Source organism: Andreprevotia sp. IGB-42, from assembly GCF_009848685.1.
Lineage (GTDB): Bacteria > Pseudomonadota > Gammaproteobacteria > Burkholderiales > Chitinibacteraceae > Andreprevotia.
The window spans coordinates 16,332-32,747 of sequence record NZ_WXTX01000002.1; the positions used below are offsets into that span (position 1 = coordinate 16,332).

Below are 16,416 nucleotides of genomic sequence, written 5' to 3' on the forward strand. Positions count from 1 at the left end.
GGCGCCTCAGAAGAAACCCAGTTTGACCGCGAACAGCTGCTCCACTTCGCGGATGCGGCGCTTGTTGTCGATGAACACGATCACGTGATCGCCGTCCTCGATCATCGTATCGTGGTGGACGATGATGACCTCCTCGCCGCGCACCAGCGCCGCAAACTGGATGCCGGTCGGCAGGCGCAGCTCTTCAAGCTTGCGCCCCACCACGCGCGAGGTGCTGCGGTTGCCGTGGGCAACGATTTCCATCGCCTCTGCCGCGCCACGGCGCAGGCTGTGCACGGCTTCGATATCGCCATGGCGCACGAAGGCCAGCAGCGAGCCGATGGTGACCTGCGCCGGTGACAGCGCCACGTCGATGCGGCTGCCCTGCAGCAGCCCCACGTAACGCGAGCGGTTGATGATGGCGATGACCTTGCGTGCGCCCATCTGCTTGGCCAGCAGGCCGGACATGATGTTGTCCTCGTCGTCGCTGGTCAGCGCCAGATAGAGATCGGTGCGTTCGATCTGCTCGGCTTCCAGCAGCGCCTCGTCGGTGGCGTCGCCGGCCAGCACCAGTACGTCGGGCAAGGCCTCGGCCAGCCACATCGCGCGCTTGCGGTCGGTTTCGATCAGCTTCACCTGGTAGTGGCCCTGCAGCGCTTGGGCCAGCCGGTAGCCGACATTGCCGCCGCCGGCGATCAGGATCCGGCGTATCTTGCGTTCTGCTTCATGGAAGGTGGCCAGCACCGTGCGCAGCTTGCCGCGCGCGGCCAGCACGAAGACCTCATCGCCCGCTTCCACCACGGTATCGCCATCCGGCCTTATGGTGCGGTTGCGGCGGTACAGGCCCACCACGCGGCGATCGCAATGCGGCAGCAGCTCGCGCAGCGCCCGCAGCGGCTTGCCGTCCATCGGCGCATCTTTCTCCACCCGCACCACCACCAGCTGCGCCAGGCCACCGGCAAAATCGAGCACCTGCAGCGCTTCGGGCGTTTCCACCAGCCGGTGCAGGTAATCGGTGACGATCTGTGCCGGCGTGATCACGTGATCGATGGCAAAGCCGTTGCTGCCGAACAGCTCGGGTCGCGCCAGGATATCCTGGTTGCGGATGCGTGCCAGCCGGGTGGGCACGTTGAACAGCTCGTAGGCGATCTTGCATGCCACCATGTTGAGCTCGTCGGTCTGCGTGACCGCCAGCATCAGGTCGGCATCGGCGGCGCCTGCCGCCGCCAGTATCTCCGGACTGCCGGCGTTACCGCAAATGGTGCGCAGGTCAAGCCGATCCTGCAGTACCTTGAGGCTGTCGGGATTTTCGTCGACCAGCGTCACATGGTATTGCTCGTGCACCAGCTGCTCGGCAACCGAGGCGCCAACGCGGCCTGCGCCAAGGATCAGGATATTGGACATGGCTACAACCATCGAGTGGGCAGCCAGGCTGCCGGATTAACAGTGCCGCAGCAGGGGCCGGGCTGGCCAGCGTCACAGCGCGGGGCTGATCAGGCGTGGCCGCGCTCAGTGTACATTGCCCAGCGGTGTCGAATTGATCGACGTGGCCGCATGCAACGGCTCGTCGTTGGTCAGCCGCAATGCACGCTGGCGGATATCTTCATGATGGCTGGCCTCGACGCGGTCTGCCAGTGCGGCAATCACCGCGGTGGGCGGCTCGCTGTGGAATGCCATGTAGTGATGCCGGTAGGCATCGCGGTGCCGCGCCACGCCGGCGGTATCACCCAGGCCAGCATGGGCCTTGGCCAGCGCCGCATGAATGCGGTAATGCAGATGGGGCGAGGGATAGGCATTCTCCACCAGTGCCAGCGTGATCAGCAGCGTCTCGCGCGCGGTCAGCCAGTCCGATTCGGCCAGCCGGCATTCGGCAATGCCGATCAGGCTCATCAGCTCGCCCCACTGGTGCTGTTGCAGCCGGCAGATCTTCAGCGCAGCCATGAAGCTGGCGTAGGCATCGGCCACCTCGCCGCGCGCCAGTGCTAGCTGGCCGCGCATCCGGTAGATCTCGGCCTCGTGTTCCAGGCTTTGTGCCGGCAGCAGCACATCGTATGCACGTTGCAGTGCAATCGCAGCTTCGTCCAGCCGCAGCAGCCGGTATAGGTCCTGTGCGATATTGATGTAGACCATGCCGCGCAGCAACGCATCATCCACCAGGTGCAGGTAGTCGAATGCCTTGTAATGGTGTTCCAGCGCCGCGTCGTAGCGCTCGTAACCGAAGAAGACCTGCCCCAGTCCCACCTGTGCCCGCACGAAGGCCGGGTAGCTGGCGCCCGCCAGCGCCACCGCCAGGCAGTCATGCCAATGCCGCATGGCGGCACCATAATCGCCGCTGCTGTAAAAGCAGCGGCCCAGCGCCTCCAGCAATTCGGCTTCCTCGGCCACATCACCCGCCTGTACGGCAAGCTTCAGCGTATCGGCCAGCAGGATCGTGGCCTGCTGCGCCTGCCCCATCATGCCCTGGGCCAGCCCGGCGATGCGCCGCGCGCGCAGACCACCCGCCACATGGCCGCAACCATCTGCCAGCCGCTGCGCACGCAGCGCAAGCTGCAACCCTTCGCCGGCCTTGTGCTGGATCAGCGTTTCAGCGCTGTCCAGCAGCCGGTCGATATCGGCATGGGTGTGCACCCGCGCGCTTACTCTTCTTCCGTACCGCGGTTTTTCTTCGGTACCTGGATGCCCAGCGACTTGAGCTTGCGGTACAGGTGGGTCCGCTCCAGGCCGATTTTTTCCGCCACCCGGCTCATGTTGCCGCCAGTCTGCTCGATATGCAGCTCAAGATAATATTTCTCGAACTGATCGCGGGCTTCGCGCAGCGGTAACGCAAAATCGACCATGGGCAGCGGTGCTGCCGGCGCTGCAGGGGTGATCGGTGCCTCGCCGCTTGGCGCAAACTGCGACAGGATGCGCGATACCGGTGCGGTATCGATCTCGCCATCGCGGCTGGTGAGCGCCAGGCTTTTCACCACATTGACAAGTTCATCGATGTTGCCCGGCCACTCCTGCTGAGCCAGCAACTGCAAGGCGTTCTGGCTGAAACGGCGTGGCCCCAGCTTGTTGGCGTTGACGATCTCGGCCAGCATGGCCTCGGCCAGTGGCGGGATATCATCACGGTGTTCGCGCAGGCTGGGTACCGGCACGATCAGTTGCGACAATTGGTGCAATAGCTCCGGGTCCATGCCGGCCGCCAGCACATCCAGCGGTTTGCTTGATGCGGAGACCAGCTTCACGCGTGACTTTTCCAGCTTGCCCAGCACGTTCTTCAGGCCGGCCTGTGCACGGCGATCCAGATAGGCAATATCGCGCAGGAACAGCACGCCGCCGGTGGCCTTGTTCAGCAGCTCCTGCGGCGCAATGGCGAAATCGTCATTGGACAGCGGGGCGACGAACGGTACACCTGCCCCGCCCAGATAGCGGGCACAGATCTCGAAGCCCACGCCCGGCTCACCGAGCAACATCACCGGTGTGCTCTGCTGCTTGGCGGCATCAAGCACACGCGCCAGATCACGGATCAGCTCGGCTTCGCCCAGCCGTGCCAGATTGGCCACCACTTTCTGCAAGTCCGGCTGTTGCGTGAGCGCGCGCTTGACCGCGGCCAGCAACTTCTGCAGACCGATGGGCTTTTCCAGAAAGTCCATGGCACCGATACGCGTGGCTTCCACCGCAGTATCAATGGTGGCGTGGCCGGACATCATCACCACCGGCATGGTGAGCTGGCCGTTGCGTGCCCACTCCTTGAGCAGCGTGACTCCATCGGTATCCGGCATCCAGATATCGAGCAGCACCAGCCTGGGTTGCGCCTGATTGCGTAATTTACGTGCGGTTTCGGCGTTTTCCGCCAAAGCCACGCTATACCCTTCGTCTTGCAGGATCTCCGACAGGAGCTCCCGGATGCCGATCTCGTCATCTACGACCAAAATATCCTGACTACCCACTTCAACCCTCCATGAGCGGCAACTCGATCCGTATGGATGCGCCGCCACTATCGCGGTTTCCCGCCGTAATCCTGCCCTGATGCTCTTCGATGATTTTCTTCACGATCGCAAGCCCGAGCCCCGTGCCTTTCTGCTTGGTAGTCACATAGGGTTCAAACACACGCGAGAGCATGTCAAGCTGGAAGCCGGTACCGCTGTCTTCTATTGTTAGCCGTGCAAATTTATCGGCTTTTTCGGTTTTAACGCAAATTTCCGCCCGACGTTCCGACGCGAGGTCGATTGCCTGGACAGCATCTTGCGCATTCTGCAGCAGATTATGAATCACCTGCCGCAAATGGGTGGCATCACCTTGAATGAGCAAGGGCCCATGTGCAAGGTCGATGCGTGTAATCGGCGCCGCTTCGTACAGTACCAGCACTTCGGCCAGCAGTTGCTGCAAATCGACTTGTTTATGCTTGCCGGTAGGCGCACGCGCGTAATCGCGGAACGCATCGACCATCTGCTTGAGCGATCCTACCTGCTTGACGATGGTTTGCGTGTTGCGCGCCAGCAGGTCGGCGCCAGCCGCGTCGAGCTTGTCGCTGAGCTTGAACTCCAGCCGCTCCGCTGCCAGCTGGATCGGCGTGAGCGGGTTCTTGATCTCGTGCGCCAGCCGGCGCGCCACCTCGCCCCATGCGGCATCGCGTTGCGCAGACAACAGCTTGGTGATGTCATCGAACACCACCACGAAACCGCCCCCGGTTTCCTCTGCCAGCCGCGTGCCGCGCACATTGAGCACGCGCTGGCTGTCATCGAGCTCCACCTGGCGTTGCCAGTGTTCTTCATCCGACTGGAAACCCTGCATGATGGCGCTACAGAAACGCTCGAAACGCGGGTTGAGATCCGGCCAGTCCGGTAGCGGCGTACCGTCGATCTGCTGCAGGTCCAGATCCAGCACCCGCAACGCACTCATATTGTTGGAAGCAATGCGCCATTCATCATCAAACGACAGCACGCCGGATGACAGTGAGCCCAAAATGGTCTGCAGATAAGCCTTGGCTGCCGCCTGCGCGGCCTCCTGGCGTTCCAGCGTGTCACGCGCATCCGACAGCTGGCGCGTCATGCGGTTGAATGAATGCGTGAGGATGCCGAACTCGTCCCGGCTGGTGATCGGTTGCTGGCGTGAAAAATCGCCGGCCGCCACTGCGCGGGTGGCGTCGGCAAGGATGGACAATGGCGCTGCAAGCTTGTCGGACAGGTAAATGGCCAGTGCTGCGGCACCGAGAAAGGCCATCAGCAACGCCAGTGTCAGTGTCAGGCTGAAAATGAACTTGAGGCCCTGGCGCGATTGCGATTGCAGCTTGTAGTCGGCGCGTGCACGTTCGACCAGCTCCGCATCGTCAGCCAGTTGTCTCGGCACGGGCTGTATCAGCTGCAACACGCGGGTGCGCTCGCCAAAGCCGGATGCATGCACGGGGATCAGCACGCGCATGGTGAGTTCCTCACCGGGTTTGGATTCCAGTACGCTGATGGGGGTACGTTGCGCCTGCCGGAGCTGCGCGCGCTCGGGCTGTTTGGGGAACAGCCCGGCATTTTCATTGCCGATATGCGCAATGGCCTGACCGCTTTCATCAAACAGGCTCAGTTCCTGGATGCCGATCTGCTCGCGCAGCCGCGTCAGCCGCGTCAGCACCGCACTGCCGGTTTCGTCATGGATGTCGAGCGCAATGACCTTGCCTTTGCGGGCAAGATCGGAGAGCTGATAGTCAATGGCGCTGTGGCCCAGGTTGAGGCCACGATCCAGTGCATTGTCCACCCGCACGCTGAACCAGTTCTCGATCGAGCGGTTCAGGAACTGCACCGACAACGTGTAAACCAGCGCACCGGGCAGCACGGCGATCAGCGCGAACGACAACACCAGCCGCAAAGTCAGCCGCGAGCCGAACTCCTTGGCCTTCACGCGCTTTTTCAGATGCCAGAGCCGCGATCCCACCAGCCAGACCAGGCCCAGCAACAGCAGGATGTTGAGGCCCAGCACCTGGTTGTAATACTGGGAAAAAACGGATGTACTGCCTGATGCGGTCGCCAGCAGGAACAGCAGGATGGCGCCCAGCGATGCCAGGATCAGCAGCATGCGCTTCACTGCGCGACCTCTCCGTTGACATCCACCCAGCCCGATTCGAGTTTCCAGTCGTTCTGGCCCAGCGTGGAGAGCTGGAATGGCTTGGGTAGTTGCGAGATATCAAGACGCAGGCGGATGCGGCCGGAAAACGGGTCTTTGTCCTTGGCGATACCGGTATCGTGCAGCACGTTCCAGCCACGCACCACGCCCAATGCCGACAGCGCCTCGTCGACGCTGGCAAAGCTGCGGTAGAAGTTGCCGAAGTTCAGCCGGTACTGGCGTGAAAGTGCATGGTAGGACAATCGGTAGGTGAGCGATGCAGTGGGATTGAAGCTGTCCATTGCCTGCCGGTACCACGAGTAGAGCCGCGGCCGGGTCAACTGGAATTCATAAGTGAATGGCAGGGTCAGCCCGTTGGCCAGCGCGTCTTCCAGCGTGGCGTTGAGGCTGAGCTGGAAGCGCGCGGACAGCTCGATGTGCTCGCCCGCGTACTCCGCACCGCTGCTGACCGGCTTGATGCCATCGGCCAGGGCCGTTGCAGAAACGCAAGCAGCCAGCAGCAATGCCGCCAGCTTAAAGAGGACGTTTCGAAAACAGCGCGTAGAAAAAGCCATCGTGCTCCGGGCTGGGCAGTAACTGTCCATCCCCCGGCAAGTCGAGCGGCAGGCGCTCGGCATCGGCGTGGCGGACGGCGAAAGCCGCTGCTTGCTCACCATTTTCAGCCGGGAAAATCGAGCACGTAGCATAAAGGAGTTTGCCGCCGGGTGCCACGAGCGCCCATAGCGCATCGAGCATTTGTGACTGCTGCTGGGCAAAAGCGGCGAAATCCTCGGGCCGGCGCAGCCATTTGATATCCGGATGGCGGCGCGCCACGCCGGTGGCGGAGCAGGGTACATCGGCCAGGATGCGGTCGAACGGCTTGCCATCCCACCAGTCAGCCGGCTTGGCTGCATCGCCGGTCTTGAGCGTGGCGCTCAGGTTCAGGCGTTTGAGGTTGTCCGCCACGCGTTCCAGCCGCTTGGCATCGCTATCGACGGCAGTGAGGTCCAGATCGGCAATTTCCAGCAGATGGCCGGTCTTACCGCCGGGCGCTGCGCACGCATCGAGCACGCGCATGCCGTCTTTCACATCCAGCAACCGTGCAGCACGTTGTGCGCCCCAATCCTGCACCGATGCATCGCCATCGAAGAAGCCCGGCAGTTGATCAACGCCAACCGGGTGCTTGAGCAACAGCGCGGTATCGTCCAGCGCGCGCGTTTCGATACCGGCTTCGCGCAGACGGGCCTGGTATTGCTCGGCGCTGCCGCGGCGCTGGTTCACGCGCAGCGTCATCGGCGGGTGCTGGTTGCCGGCCACCATCATCGCCTCCCATTGCTGCGGGTAAGCCTTCTGGATCGCGGATATCCACCAGATCGGGTGCGACCAGCGGCCCAGCTGCGTGCGCTGCGCGGCACCGATCAGCTCGGTGCGCTGGCGCAGGAAGTTGCGCAGGATGGCATTGACGAGCCCCTTGCCTTTGCCCGAGCCGGTATGTGCCGCCACTTTCACCGCATGATCGACGATGGTGTACGGCGCGGCACGGGTGAAGTGCAACTGGTAAATGCTGACCAGCAGCAGCGCGCGCAGCCCGGGTTCGTGCATGGGCTTGTTCAGCAGCGATTCCAGCGTTTTCTGCAGCAACCCGAGGTGACGCAACGTGCCGTAGCACAGGTCCTGGATCGCACCGCGTTGCTGCGGGCGCAGATTGGGTTCCAGCCGCCAGACCTTGGCGAAAGCATCGGTCAGCGTCTGGCCGTTCAGGACCGCGGCAACGGTATCGGTGGCATATTTTTGCGTAAGGTACATCAGTACTCCAGCTGCCCGCGTGCCATGGCATGCAGCCTGGCGACACGATCAGCGGTTTGCGGGTGAGTGCGGAACAGATTATCCAGCCCGCCAGCGTGCAGCGGGTTCATGATCATCATCTGTGCGGTTTCAGGGTGGGCCTCAGCGGTGTGCATGGTAATGCCACGTGCATAGGCTTCGATTTTCTGCAGGGCATCGGCCAGCGCTTGCGGATCGCCACTGATGCGGGCACCGCCGGCATCGGCCGCGTATTCGCGTGAACGCGAAATGGCCATCTGGATCACGCTGGCTGCCAGCGGTGCCAGGATGGCCAGCAAGATGCCGACAACGGGATTCATGGAACGGCCATTTTCATCACGGCCACCAAAAAACATCGCAAAGTTGGCCAGCGCCGAGATCGCACCGGCCATGGTGGCGGAAATGGTCGAGATCAGGATATCGCGGTGCTGCACATGGGCCAGCTCGTGCGCCATCACGCCGCGCAATTCACGGTAGCTGAGCACGCGCATGATGCCGGTAGTGGCCGCAACTGCAGCGTTTTCCGGATTGCGGCCGGTGGCAAACGCATTGGGCTGGTCTTCATCGATCACATAAACCTTGGGCATGGGCAGGCCGGCACGTTGTGCCAGTTCCTGAACCATGGCGTACAACTCGGGCGCGGTGCTGGCGTCGACCTGGTGTGCGTTGTACATGCGCAGCACCATCTTGTCCGAATTCCAGTATGCGAACAGGTTCATGCCGCCGCCGATCAGTAATGCAATCAGCATGCCGCTCTTGCCGCCGATCAAGCCGCCAATGAATACGAACAACGCCAGGAAGGCGGCCATCAGGATGGTGGTTTTCAGCCAATTATTCATAGGTTTGCGGGCAACAATGTGAATGGAGACATGAGATAGATGCCGCGTCAGGCAGAAAATTCAATCACCGCGATATTGATTGTGCATAGTTGGCATGGGTTGCCAAAGCAATGGCAATCCTTCACGCCTTCGGCGTTGCCGCGTGCCCGCTGCGGCAGCCTGGCAACGGCTGCTCAGCGGCCCAGAAAGCCACCCGTTGCTAGCACGGTGCCCGCCAGAAAGGCAGCTACATCCAGGCGTTTTCCACCGGCCTTTTGCAGTTCGGTCAATTGCAACGCGCCGCTACCGCAGGCCACGATGATGCCATTCCGCGCCACATCGAGAATTTCGCCGGGCTGCCCTGCCCCGCTTGCCTCGGCAGCGCGCCAGATTTTGAGCGGGTTGCCATCCAGCGTGGTTTGCGCTGACGGAAACGGATTGAACGCACGGATCATCCGGTCCAGCGCGCTGGCCGGGTGCGCCCAGTCGATTTGCGATTCTTCTTTCTTCAGCTTCTCGGCGTAGGTCACGCCGTCAATCGGCTGCGGCGTTGCCCCCGCCTGCAGCGCGGGCAGGTTGGCCAACGCGCTGACGATGGCGGTGGCGCCCTGAACCATCAGCTTGTCGTGCAGCGTGTGGGCGGTATCGTCCGCGGCAATCGGCGTCACGTGCACGCTGAGCATGTCCCCGGTATCGAGCCCGGCATCCATCTGCATGATGGTGATACCGGTGCTTGCATCACCGGCCAGGATGGCGCGCTGGATGGGCGCTGCGCCACGCCAGCGCGGCAATAGCGACGCATGGATGTTCAGGCAGCCCAGCCGCGGCATGTCCAGCACCACTTGCGGCAGGATGATCCCGTAGGCGGCCACGATCATCGCATCTGCGGCGATGGCGGCAAGCGGCGCCTGCTGCTCTGGCGTACGCAGTTTTTCCGGCTGGTACACCGGCAGCTGATGTTTTTCTGCAACGACTTTGACGGGCGACGGCGTGAGCTTCATGCCACGTCCCGCAGGCCGATCAGGCTGCGTCAATATGAGCAATATTTCGTGCCCGGCAGCAATCAGCGCCTCGAGCGCGGCAGCGGCAAAATCAGGTGTACCAGCAAAAATGAGTTTCATCGAATACCGGAAGTCGGGAAGAGACAACAGGGTGTGAGTCTGTGCCTCACACCTGCTTTTTACATGGTTTTGCGCTGGTTTTTCTTCAGCTTCTGCACAATGCGGTTCAGCTTCAGGCGTGAGAGTTTTTCGACAAAAACCTTGCCATCCAGATGGTCGATTTCGTGCTGGATGCAAATCGCCAATAGCTCGTGAGCGTCGATTTCAAACGGTTTGCCGTTGCGGTCCAGCGCTTTGACGCGGATATGCTCGGCACGCTCGACCTCCTCGTAAATGCCGGGCACGGACAGGCAACCTTCCTCGTAGGTGGTCTTGCCGTCCATTTCGACGATTTCCGGATTGATCAGCACCATCAGCTGGTCTTTGGTTTCGGAAATATCGATGACGATCAGCCGCTGGTGGAAATCCACCTGCGTTGCGGCAAGGCCGATACCGGGGGCCTCGTACATGGTTTGCGCCATGTCATCGATCATTTGGTGCAGACGGTTGTCGAATTGCGTCACCGGTTTTGCAACGGTGTGCAAGCGCTCGTCCGGATAGTGCAATATATTCAGAATGGCCATGGTTGCTTGCGACTTAAAAAGTTTGTATGCAGAATCAGTAAATAAACACTAATCACAGAGCGCTCCCGAACCGGGGCGCGGGATGAGCCCGACAATGCGAAAAACGATTATATCTCTTCTTTTGGCCCTCGGTGCCGTGGCAGGTTCCGCACAGGCCGACACACTTGCACTGCAGAACAGCGCACCTGAACGCTACGTGGTGGTGAAGGGGGATACGCTGTGGGGTATTTCCGGCAAATTCCTCAAGCAGCCGTGGCGCTGGCCAGAAATCTGGCAGCTGAACAAAGACGAGATCAAGAACCCGCACTGGATTTATCCGGGCGATGTGGTGGTGCTGGACCTGTCCGGCAAGGAGCCCCGCCTCAAACTGCTGAAGAACGACAAGAATACCAACCGCCCCAGCGGCCCGCTCAAGCTGGGCCCGCAGGTGCGTATCGAGGAATACACCAATGGCGCGGTTTCGAGCATCCCCGTGGATGCAATCCGCCCGTTCCTGCAGCGCCCGTTGCTCATCGAGCCTGAAGAGCTCAGGAAAGCGCCGCGTGTCGCTGCAGGCCCGGATAACCGCGTGGTCTATTCTGCGGGCGACAAGATTTATGCTACCAAGCTTGCCGGCAAGGCCGGTGATTCCTGGCAAGTGTTCCGCCCGGGCAAGCCGCTGATCGATCCGGCTGATCCCGAGCACAAACGGGTGCTGGGCTACGAAGTGATTTATCTGGGCGATGTGACCGTGGATGTGGTGGGTGACGTTTCCACATTGCGCGTGGTCACTGCCAAGGAAGAAATCGCTCCGGGTGACCGCTTGCTACGTGCCAACGACATTCCGTTCGTCAACTACGTGCCGCATACGCCGGATAACAATATCCAGGCGCTGGTTGTTTCTGCCTATGGCGGTATTGCCGAAGTGGGGCCCTATTCCACCGTGGTGATCAACAAGGGTTCGCTCGATGGGCTGGATATCGGCAGCGTGCTGTTCACCTTCAAGGCTGCCCGCCCTCTCAAGCGTGCCGACAACGAGGCCGAAGGCCTGATGATTCCACCGGAAAAGAGTGGCAACCTGTTCATCTATCGTGTGTTCCCGAACGTATCGTATGGTCTGCTGCTCGACAGCACCATGCCGGTCAACGTGGGTGACCTGGCCAGCTCGCCGCAGTAAATGACGTAGCCCGACAAAGGCCACGCAATGCGTGGCCTTTGTTTTGTGCACCAGGCCGGAGACGGTTGCCGGCCGGCTGTTCCCGGACAGGCTTTGATAGATAGGTCACCGCATATGCCGCTTGATACAGACAGCCGCGATTGGTTGCGTTTCAGCCTGGTGCCCGGCGTGGGTGCGCGGCGCCAGCTGGCGCTGCTGCGCGCGTTCGGCACGCCAGCCGCTGCACTGGCCGCCAGCCCCGTTGCGCTGGCCGATACGCTGCCACCTTCACTGCTGGATGCCTGGTGTACGCAGAACGCCACCGTTGCCGGGGTGGAACGTGCGCTGGATTGGCTAAGCGCGCCAGATCACTTCCTGCTGGCACTGGGCGATGCGGATTACCCGCCACAACTGCTGGATCTGCCGGACCCGCCGGTGGTGCTATACCTGAAAGGCAGGCGTGAACTGCTGGGCCACGCCGCAGTCAGCATCGTGGGCAGCCGCAATGCCACCGTGCAGGGCGTACAGAATGCAGAAGCGTTTGCCGCTGCGCTCAGCCATGCCGGGCTGGTGGTGGTCAGCGGCCAGGCAGCCGGTATCGATGCCGCAGCCCACCGTGGCGGCCTTGCCGGCCCCGGCTCGACCATTGCCGTCGTGGGCACCGGGCTCGATCGCGTGTACCCGGCCAGCAACCGCACGCTGGCGCACCAGATTGCCGGACAAGGGCTGATCGTTTCCGAATTTGCGCTGGGTACCGAGCCCAAGGCCGGGCATTTCCCGCAACGTAACCGCATCATTGCCGCGCTGTCGCTGGGTACGCTGGTGGTCGAGGCCACCCTGGGCAGCGGTTCGCTGATCACCGCCCGGCAGGCGCTGGAACTGGGACGGGAAATCTTTGCCATACCCGGGTCCATCCACGCGCCCCAGGCACGCGGCTGCCATAGCCTGATCAAGCAGGGAGCAAGACTGGTGGATGCCGCTGAAGATATCCTGCAAGAGCTGGACTGGCAGGCGCGGCTGGCGCCGGTGAGCGCCAGCCGGGCGGCAACAACTGCTGAAAACGGGCTGGAAAGAGGTGCGGAGGAGATGCAAGTTCTTGATGCAATGGGCTTTGATCCGGTCGATCTGGATGCACTGGTTGCCAGATCCGGCTTGACTGCGGATGCACTCTGCGCAATCCTGCTTGGTTTTGAGCTCTCCGGTGATGTTGCCGTTTTACCCGGTGGCCGCTGGCAGCGGCTTGGAAAATAGCGCTCCCGCCCCGATGTTGCCCCCATGCTAGAAGTTCTCGCCTATCTCTTTGAAGCTTTCCACAGTGCCGACGGTGTGCCGGAACTGCCTGCGCTTGCGCGCCAGCTCGATGCCGTCGGTTTTGAATCCGACGAAATCCAGGAAGCGCTTGCTTGGCTGTCAGAACTGTCGCAACTGGACGTTGACGCCTACCAGGACGTGCCGGATACCCCGCGCTGGCTGCATCCGCTGGAAGCAGCCCGTCTGGACGCCGATGCGCTCACCTACTGGCACTATCTCGAACATGGCAAGGTCTTGAGGCCGGCAGAGCGCGAAATGGCGCTCGACCGCGTTCTGGCCGATAGTCAGAATGAAATCGGCGCCGAACGCCTCAAGCTCATCGTATTGATGGTGGTCTGGCGCAAGCGAGACGAACTTTCTAATCTGCTGATAGAAGAAATCCTTTTTGGCCGCAATGGCGCTACGCTGCATTGAGCGCTCCACTGAACTCCCCGTCGAGGCCACATGGCTGAAAATCTGCTGATCGTCGAATCGCCGTCCAAGGCGAAAACGCTGCAAAAATACCTGGGCAAGGATTTCCAGATCCTTGCCTCCTACGGCCATGTGCGCGGTCTGGTGCGCAAGGACGGCTCGGTCGATACCGAGAACGAATACAAGATGAAGTACCAGGTCATCGACAAGAACAAGAAACATGTCGATGCGATCTGCGATGCCGTGAAAGCCGCCAACAACATCTACCTGGCATCTGACCCGGATAGAGAAGGCGAAGCCATCTCCTGGCATATCCTGGAAATCCTCAAGGGCAAGAAACTGCTCGACAAGGACAAGACCTTCAAGCGCGTGGTGTTCCACGAGATCACCGAATCGGCAGTGCTGAACGCAGTGGCCAACCCGCGCGACATCGACAGCAACCTCGTCAATGCGCAGCAGGCACGCAGCGCGCTCGATTACCTGGTGGGCTTCAACCTGTCGCCACTGCTGTGGCGCAAGGTACGCTCGGGCCTGTCTGCCGGCCGCGTGCAAAGCCCGGCGTTGCGCCTGATTTGCGAGCGCGAGATCGAAATCCGCGCCTTCACCAGCCAGGAATACTGGACGGTGCACCTCGACAGCCACAAGGGCCGCCAGAAGTTCGGCGCCAAGCTCAACGAGTGGCAGGGCAAGAAGCTCGAACAGTTCGATATCCCGACCGAAGCGGTGCAGGCCGACATCCTCAAGGCCATCGAAGGCGCCGAGGCCAAGGTCAGCCGGGTCGAGAAGAAAAAGAAATCGCGCAGCCCCACCGCGCCGTTCACCACGTCGACGCTGCAACAGGAAGGCGTGCGCAAGCTCGGCATGACCACCGACCGCGTGATGCGTACCGCGCAGCAGTTGTACGAAGGGATCAACCTGGGCGGCGAAACTGTTGGTCTGATCACCTATATGCGTACCGACTCGGTGGCGCTGTCCAACGATGCGCTGACCGACATCCGCGATTACATCGGCGCGAATTTCGACAAGGAATACCTGCCGACGGCGCCGGTGGTGTACAAGAACAAATCCAAGAACGCACAGGAGGCGCACGAAGCGGTGCGCCCGACCGGCATCGCGCGTACGCCCGATTCGGTGAAGTCCTTCCTGAGCCCGGATCAGTTCAAGCTCTACCAGATGATCTGGAAGCGCACGCTGTCGTGCCAGATGGCGCCGGCCAAATTCGATACCGTCAGCGTGGATATCCAGGTGGGCCCGCAGGCGGTGTTCCGTGCCAGCGGCCAGACCCTGGTGTTCCCCGGCTTCATCGCCGTGTACCAGGAAGATGCCGACGACGTTGAAAGTGACGAAGACGAAGCACGCCTGCCGGTACTGGAAGAAGGCGATGTGCTGCCGGTGGACAAACTGTTCGGCGAGCAGCATTTCACCCAGCCGCCGCCGCGTTATTCGGAAGCCTCGCTGGTGAAGGCACTGGAAGAGTTCGGCATCGGCCGTCCTTCCACCTACGCCTCCATCATCAAGACGCTGAAAGACCGCGAATACGTCGATCTGGATAAAAAGCGCTTCATCCCTACCGATACCGGCGAAGTGGTCAACAAGTTCCTGACCGATCACTTCACGCAATACGTGGACTACAACTTCACCGCCAAGCTCGAAGACCAGCTGGATGAGATCTCCAATGGCTCGCGCGAGTGGGTGCCGGTGCTGGACGAGTTCTGGCACAAGTTCCACGACGTGGTGGTGGAGAAGCAGGGGCTGTCGCGCAAGGAAGTCACCCAGGAAGAGCTGGAAGAGGATTGCCCCAAGTGCGGCAACAAGCTCGCCATCCGCCTGGGCAAGCGTGGCCGCTTCATCGGCTGTACCACGTACCCCGAGTGCGATTACACGCGCAACCTGAACGAGGACGCCGATACCGCGCCGACCGAGCCCGAAGTGGTGCCGGACCGCGTATGCCCGGAGTGCTCGTCGCCGCTGCATATCAAGACTGGCCGCTACGGCAAGTTCATCGGCTGCTCGGGCTACCCCAAGTGCAAGCATATCGAGCCGCTGGAGCCGCCCAAGGACACCGGCGTGGATTGCCCGCTGTGCAACAAGGGCACGCTGAAAGAGAAGAAGAGCCGCTACGGCAAGCTGTTCTACTCGTGCAGCACCTACCCCAAGTGCACGTATGCCACCTGGGATCCGCCGATTGCCGAAGCCTGCCCGCAGTGCAAGTGGCCGGTGCTGACGATCAAGACCACCAAGCGCCGTGGTGTGGAAAAGAAGTGCCCGCAGAAAGAGTGTGGCTGGACCGAGGTAATCGAGCCGCCGGCACCGAAGGAGTAAGCGGCATGCCGCCCGGCAACGGGCTGCATCGTATCCGTGGGCAACAAGCAAAAAGCCGGGCTAGCCCGGCTTTTTCACGTCTGCAGCAGACAGCGCTGCAAAGTACATGCGATCAGTGGTGCAGGATTTTGGACAGGAAGGTTTGCGCGCGCTCGCTGCGTGGCTGGCCGAAGAAATCGTCCTTGGCGGCATCCTCGACGATGGCGCCGCGGTCCATGAAGATCACGCGGTTGGCCACCTTGCGCGCGAAACCCATTTCGTGGGTCACGCACATCATGGTCATGCCTTCCTTGGCGAGCTGCACCATCACGTCCAGCACCTCGTTGACCATTTCCGGGTCCAGCGCGCTGGTGGGCTCGTCGAACAGCATGGCGATCGGGTCCATGGCCAGTGCGCGGGCAATGGCCACCCGTTGCTGCTGGCCGCCGGAGAGCTGGCCGGGAAACTTGGCCGCCTGCGCCTTGAGGCCCACGCGGTCCAGCAGCTTCAGGCCCTTTTCCATCGCTTCGGCGTGGCTGCGGCCCAGCACCTTTTCCTGCGCCAGGCACAGGTTTTCGGTAATCGACAGGTGCGGAAACAGCTCGAAGTTCTGGAACACCATGCCGACCTTGGCACGCAGCTTGGGCAGATCGGTTTTTGCGTCACCCACCGAGGTGCCTTCCACGCTGATGCTGCCGGACTGGAAAGGCTCCAGCCCGTTCACGCACTTGATCAGCGTGGATTTGCCCGAACCGGATGGCCCGCACACCACCACCACCTCGCCCTTGGCGACGCTGGTGCTGCAGTCGGTCAGCACCTGGAAATCCCCGTACCATTTGCTGACTTTATTGATTTCTATCATGAACTTACCCTTGGTC

14 protein-coding genes are annotated in these 16,416 nt (G+C 61.6%); 4 read left to right on the forward strand and 10 right to left on the reverse strand.

From position 1 onward, the window contains the following. Nucleotides 1-6: 6 nt before the first annotated feature. The 9 genes from trkA to def all read right to left on the reverse strand — a co-directional run bounded on the left by trkA (nt 7) and on the right by def (nt 10,380). On the reverse strand, nt 7-1,383 hold the full coding sequence (gene trkA, locus IGB42_RS02870) for a Trk system potassium transporter TrkA (RefSeq protein ID WP_159666469.1): 1,377 nt from the start codon (nt 1,381-1,383) through the stop codon (nt 7-9). 105 nt (nt 1,384-1,488) lie between these two features. After that, entirely contained in the window at nt 1,489-2,607 is a 1,119-nt protein-coding gene (locus tag IGB42_RS02875) for a lipopolysaccharide assembly protein LapB (protein WP_159666472.1), read from the reverse strand. 8 nt (nt 2,608-2,615) lie between these two features. Next, complete coding sequence (locus tag IGB42_RS02880) at nt 2,616-3,914, reverse strand: sigma-54 dependent transcriptional regulator (protein ID WP_159666475.1); 1,299 nt, start codon at nt 3,912-3,914, stop codon at nt 2,616-2,618. 1 nt (nt 3,915) lies between these two features. Continuing rightward, the gene (locus IGB42_RS02885; RefSeq protein WP_236822494.1) at nt 3,916-6,027 is read right to left on the reverse strand and encodes an ATP-binding protein; all 2,112 of its coding nucleotides are present in this window, start codon (nt 6,025-6,027) and stop codon (nt 3,916-3,918) included. A gap of 5 nt (nt 6,028-6,032) precedes the next feature. Beyond that, on the reverse strand, nt 6,033-6,578 hold the full coding sequence (locus tag IGB42_RS02890; RefSeq protein WP_159666481.1) for a DUF4390 domain-containing protein: 546 nt from the start codon (nt 6,576-6,578) through the stop codon (nt 6,033-6,035). A 10-nt stretch (nt 6,579-6,588) separates the two neighbouring features. Then, on the reverse strand, nt 6,589-7,860 hold the full coding sequence (rsmB, locus tag IGB42_RS02895; RefSeq protein WP_159666484.1) for a 16S rRNA (cytosine(967)-C(5))-methyltransferase RsmB: 1,272 nt from the start codon (nt 7,858-7,860) through the stop codon (nt 6,589-6,591). Further along, nucleotides 7,860-8,717, reverse strand: coding sequence for a zinc metalloprotease HtpX (gene htpX / locus IGB42_RS02900; protein WP_159666487.1), 858 nt, complete (start codon nt 8,715-8,717; stop codon nt 7,860-7,862). The genes rsmB and htpX overlap by 1 nt, the downstream gene beginning before the upstream one ends. Nucleotides 8,718-8,890: 173 nt before the next feature. Next, nucleotides 8,891-9,817 carry a methionyl-tRNA formyltransferase gene (fmt, locus tag IGB42_RS02905; RefSeq protein ID WP_159666490.1) on the reverse strand — a complete coding sequence of 309 codons (927 nt, stop codon included), beginning with the start codon at nt 9,815-9,817 and terminating at the stop codon, nt 8,891-8,893. Nucleotides 9,818-9,876: 59 nt separating this feature from the next. Continuing rightward, nucleotides 9,877-10,380 (reverse strand): peptide deformylase, encoded by a 504-nt coding sequence (gene def / locus IGB42_RS02910; protein WP_159666493.1) that lies wholly within the window; start codon nt 10,378-10,380, stop codon nt 9,877-9,879. A gap of 136 nt (nt 10,381-10,516) precedes the next feature. Here def and IGB42_RS02915 point away from each other — a divergent pair, with 136 nt between their 5' ends. From IGB42_RS02915 to topA, 4 genes are all read left to right on the forward strand, one after another. Then, entirely contained in the window at nt 10,517-11,536 is a 1,020-nt protein-coding gene (locus tag IGB42_RS02915) for a LysM peptidoglycan-binding domain-containing protein (protein ID WP_236822479.1), read from the forward strand. A gap of 114 nt (nt 11,537-11,650) precedes the next feature. Then, nucleotides 11,651-12,766, forward strand: a complete 1,116-nt coding sequence (dprA, locus tag IGB42_RS02920) for a DNA-processing protein DprA (RefSeq protein WP_159666500.1) — start codon at nt 11,651-11,653, stop codon at nt 12,764-12,766. A 24-nt stretch (nt 12,767-12,790) separates the two neighbouring features. Beyond that, nucleotides 12,791-13,240, forward strand: coding sequence for a DUF494 family protein (locus IGB42_RS02925; protein WP_159666503.1), 450 nt, complete (start codon nt 12,791-12,793; stop codon nt 13,238-13,240). A 30-nt stretch (nt 13,241-13,270) separates the two neighbouring features. After that, nucleotides 13,271-15,559, forward strand: a complete 2,289-nt coding sequence (gene topA, locus IGB42_RS02930) for a type I DNA topoisomerase (RefSeq protein WP_159666506.1) — start codon at nt 13,271-13,273, stop codon at nt 15,557-15,559. A 112-nt stretch (nt 15,560-15,671) separates the two neighbouring features. Here topA and IGB42_RS02935 read toward each other — a convergent pair whose 3' ends face one another. Then, complete coding sequence (locus IGB42_RS02935; RefSeq protein WP_159666509.1) at nt 15,672-16,400, reverse strand: amino acid ABC transporter ATP-binding protein; 729 nt, start codon at nt 16,398-16,400, stop codon at nt 15,672-15,674. Nucleotides 16,401-16,416 lie beyond the last annotated feature (16 nt).

What these genes read in the sequence shown, in the direction of transcription:
- trkA (WP_159666469.1), bottom strand. Translation starts at nt 1,383, where the DNA reads ATGTCCAATATCCTGATCCTTGGCGCAGGCCGCGTTGGCGCCTCGGTT.
- IGB42_RS02885 (WP_236822494.1), bottom strand. Translation starts at nt 6,027, where the DNA reads ATGCTGCTGATCCTGGCATCGCTGGGCGCCATCCTGCTGTTCCTGCTG.
- rsmB (WP_159666484.1), bottom strand. Translation starts at nt 7,860, where the DNA reads ATGTACCTTACGCAAAAATATGCCACCGATACCGTTGCCGCGGTCCTG.
- htpX (WP_159666487.1), bottom strand. Translation starts at nt 8,717, where the DNA reads ATGAATAATTGGCTGAAAACCACCATCCTGATGGCCGCCTTCCTGGCG.
- fmt (WP_159666490.1), bottom strand. Translation starts at nt 9,817, where the DNA reads ATGAAACTCATTTTTGCTGGTACACCTGATTTTGCCGCTGCCGCGCTC.
- def (WP_159666493.1), bottom strand. Translation starts at nt 10,380, where the DNA reads ATGGCCATTCTGAATATATTGCACTATCCGGACGAGCGCTTGCACACC.
- dprA (WP_159666500.1), top strand. Translation starts at nt 11,651, where the DNA reads ATGCCGCTTGATACAGACAGCCGCGATTGGTTGCGTTTCAGCCTGGTG.
- IGB42_RS02925 (WP_159666503.1), top strand. Translation starts at nt 12,791, where the DNA reads ATGCTAGAAGTTCTCGCCTATCTCTTTGAAGCTTTCCACAGTGCCGAC.
- topA (WP_159666506.1), top strand. Translation starts at nt 13,271, where the DNA reads ATGGCTGAAAATCTGCTGATCGTCGAATCGCCGTCCAAGGCGAAAACG.
- IGB42_RS02935 (WP_159666509.1), bottom strand. Translation starts at nt 16,400, where the DNA reads ATGATAGAAATCAATAAAGTCAGCAAATGGTACGGGGATTTCCAGGTG.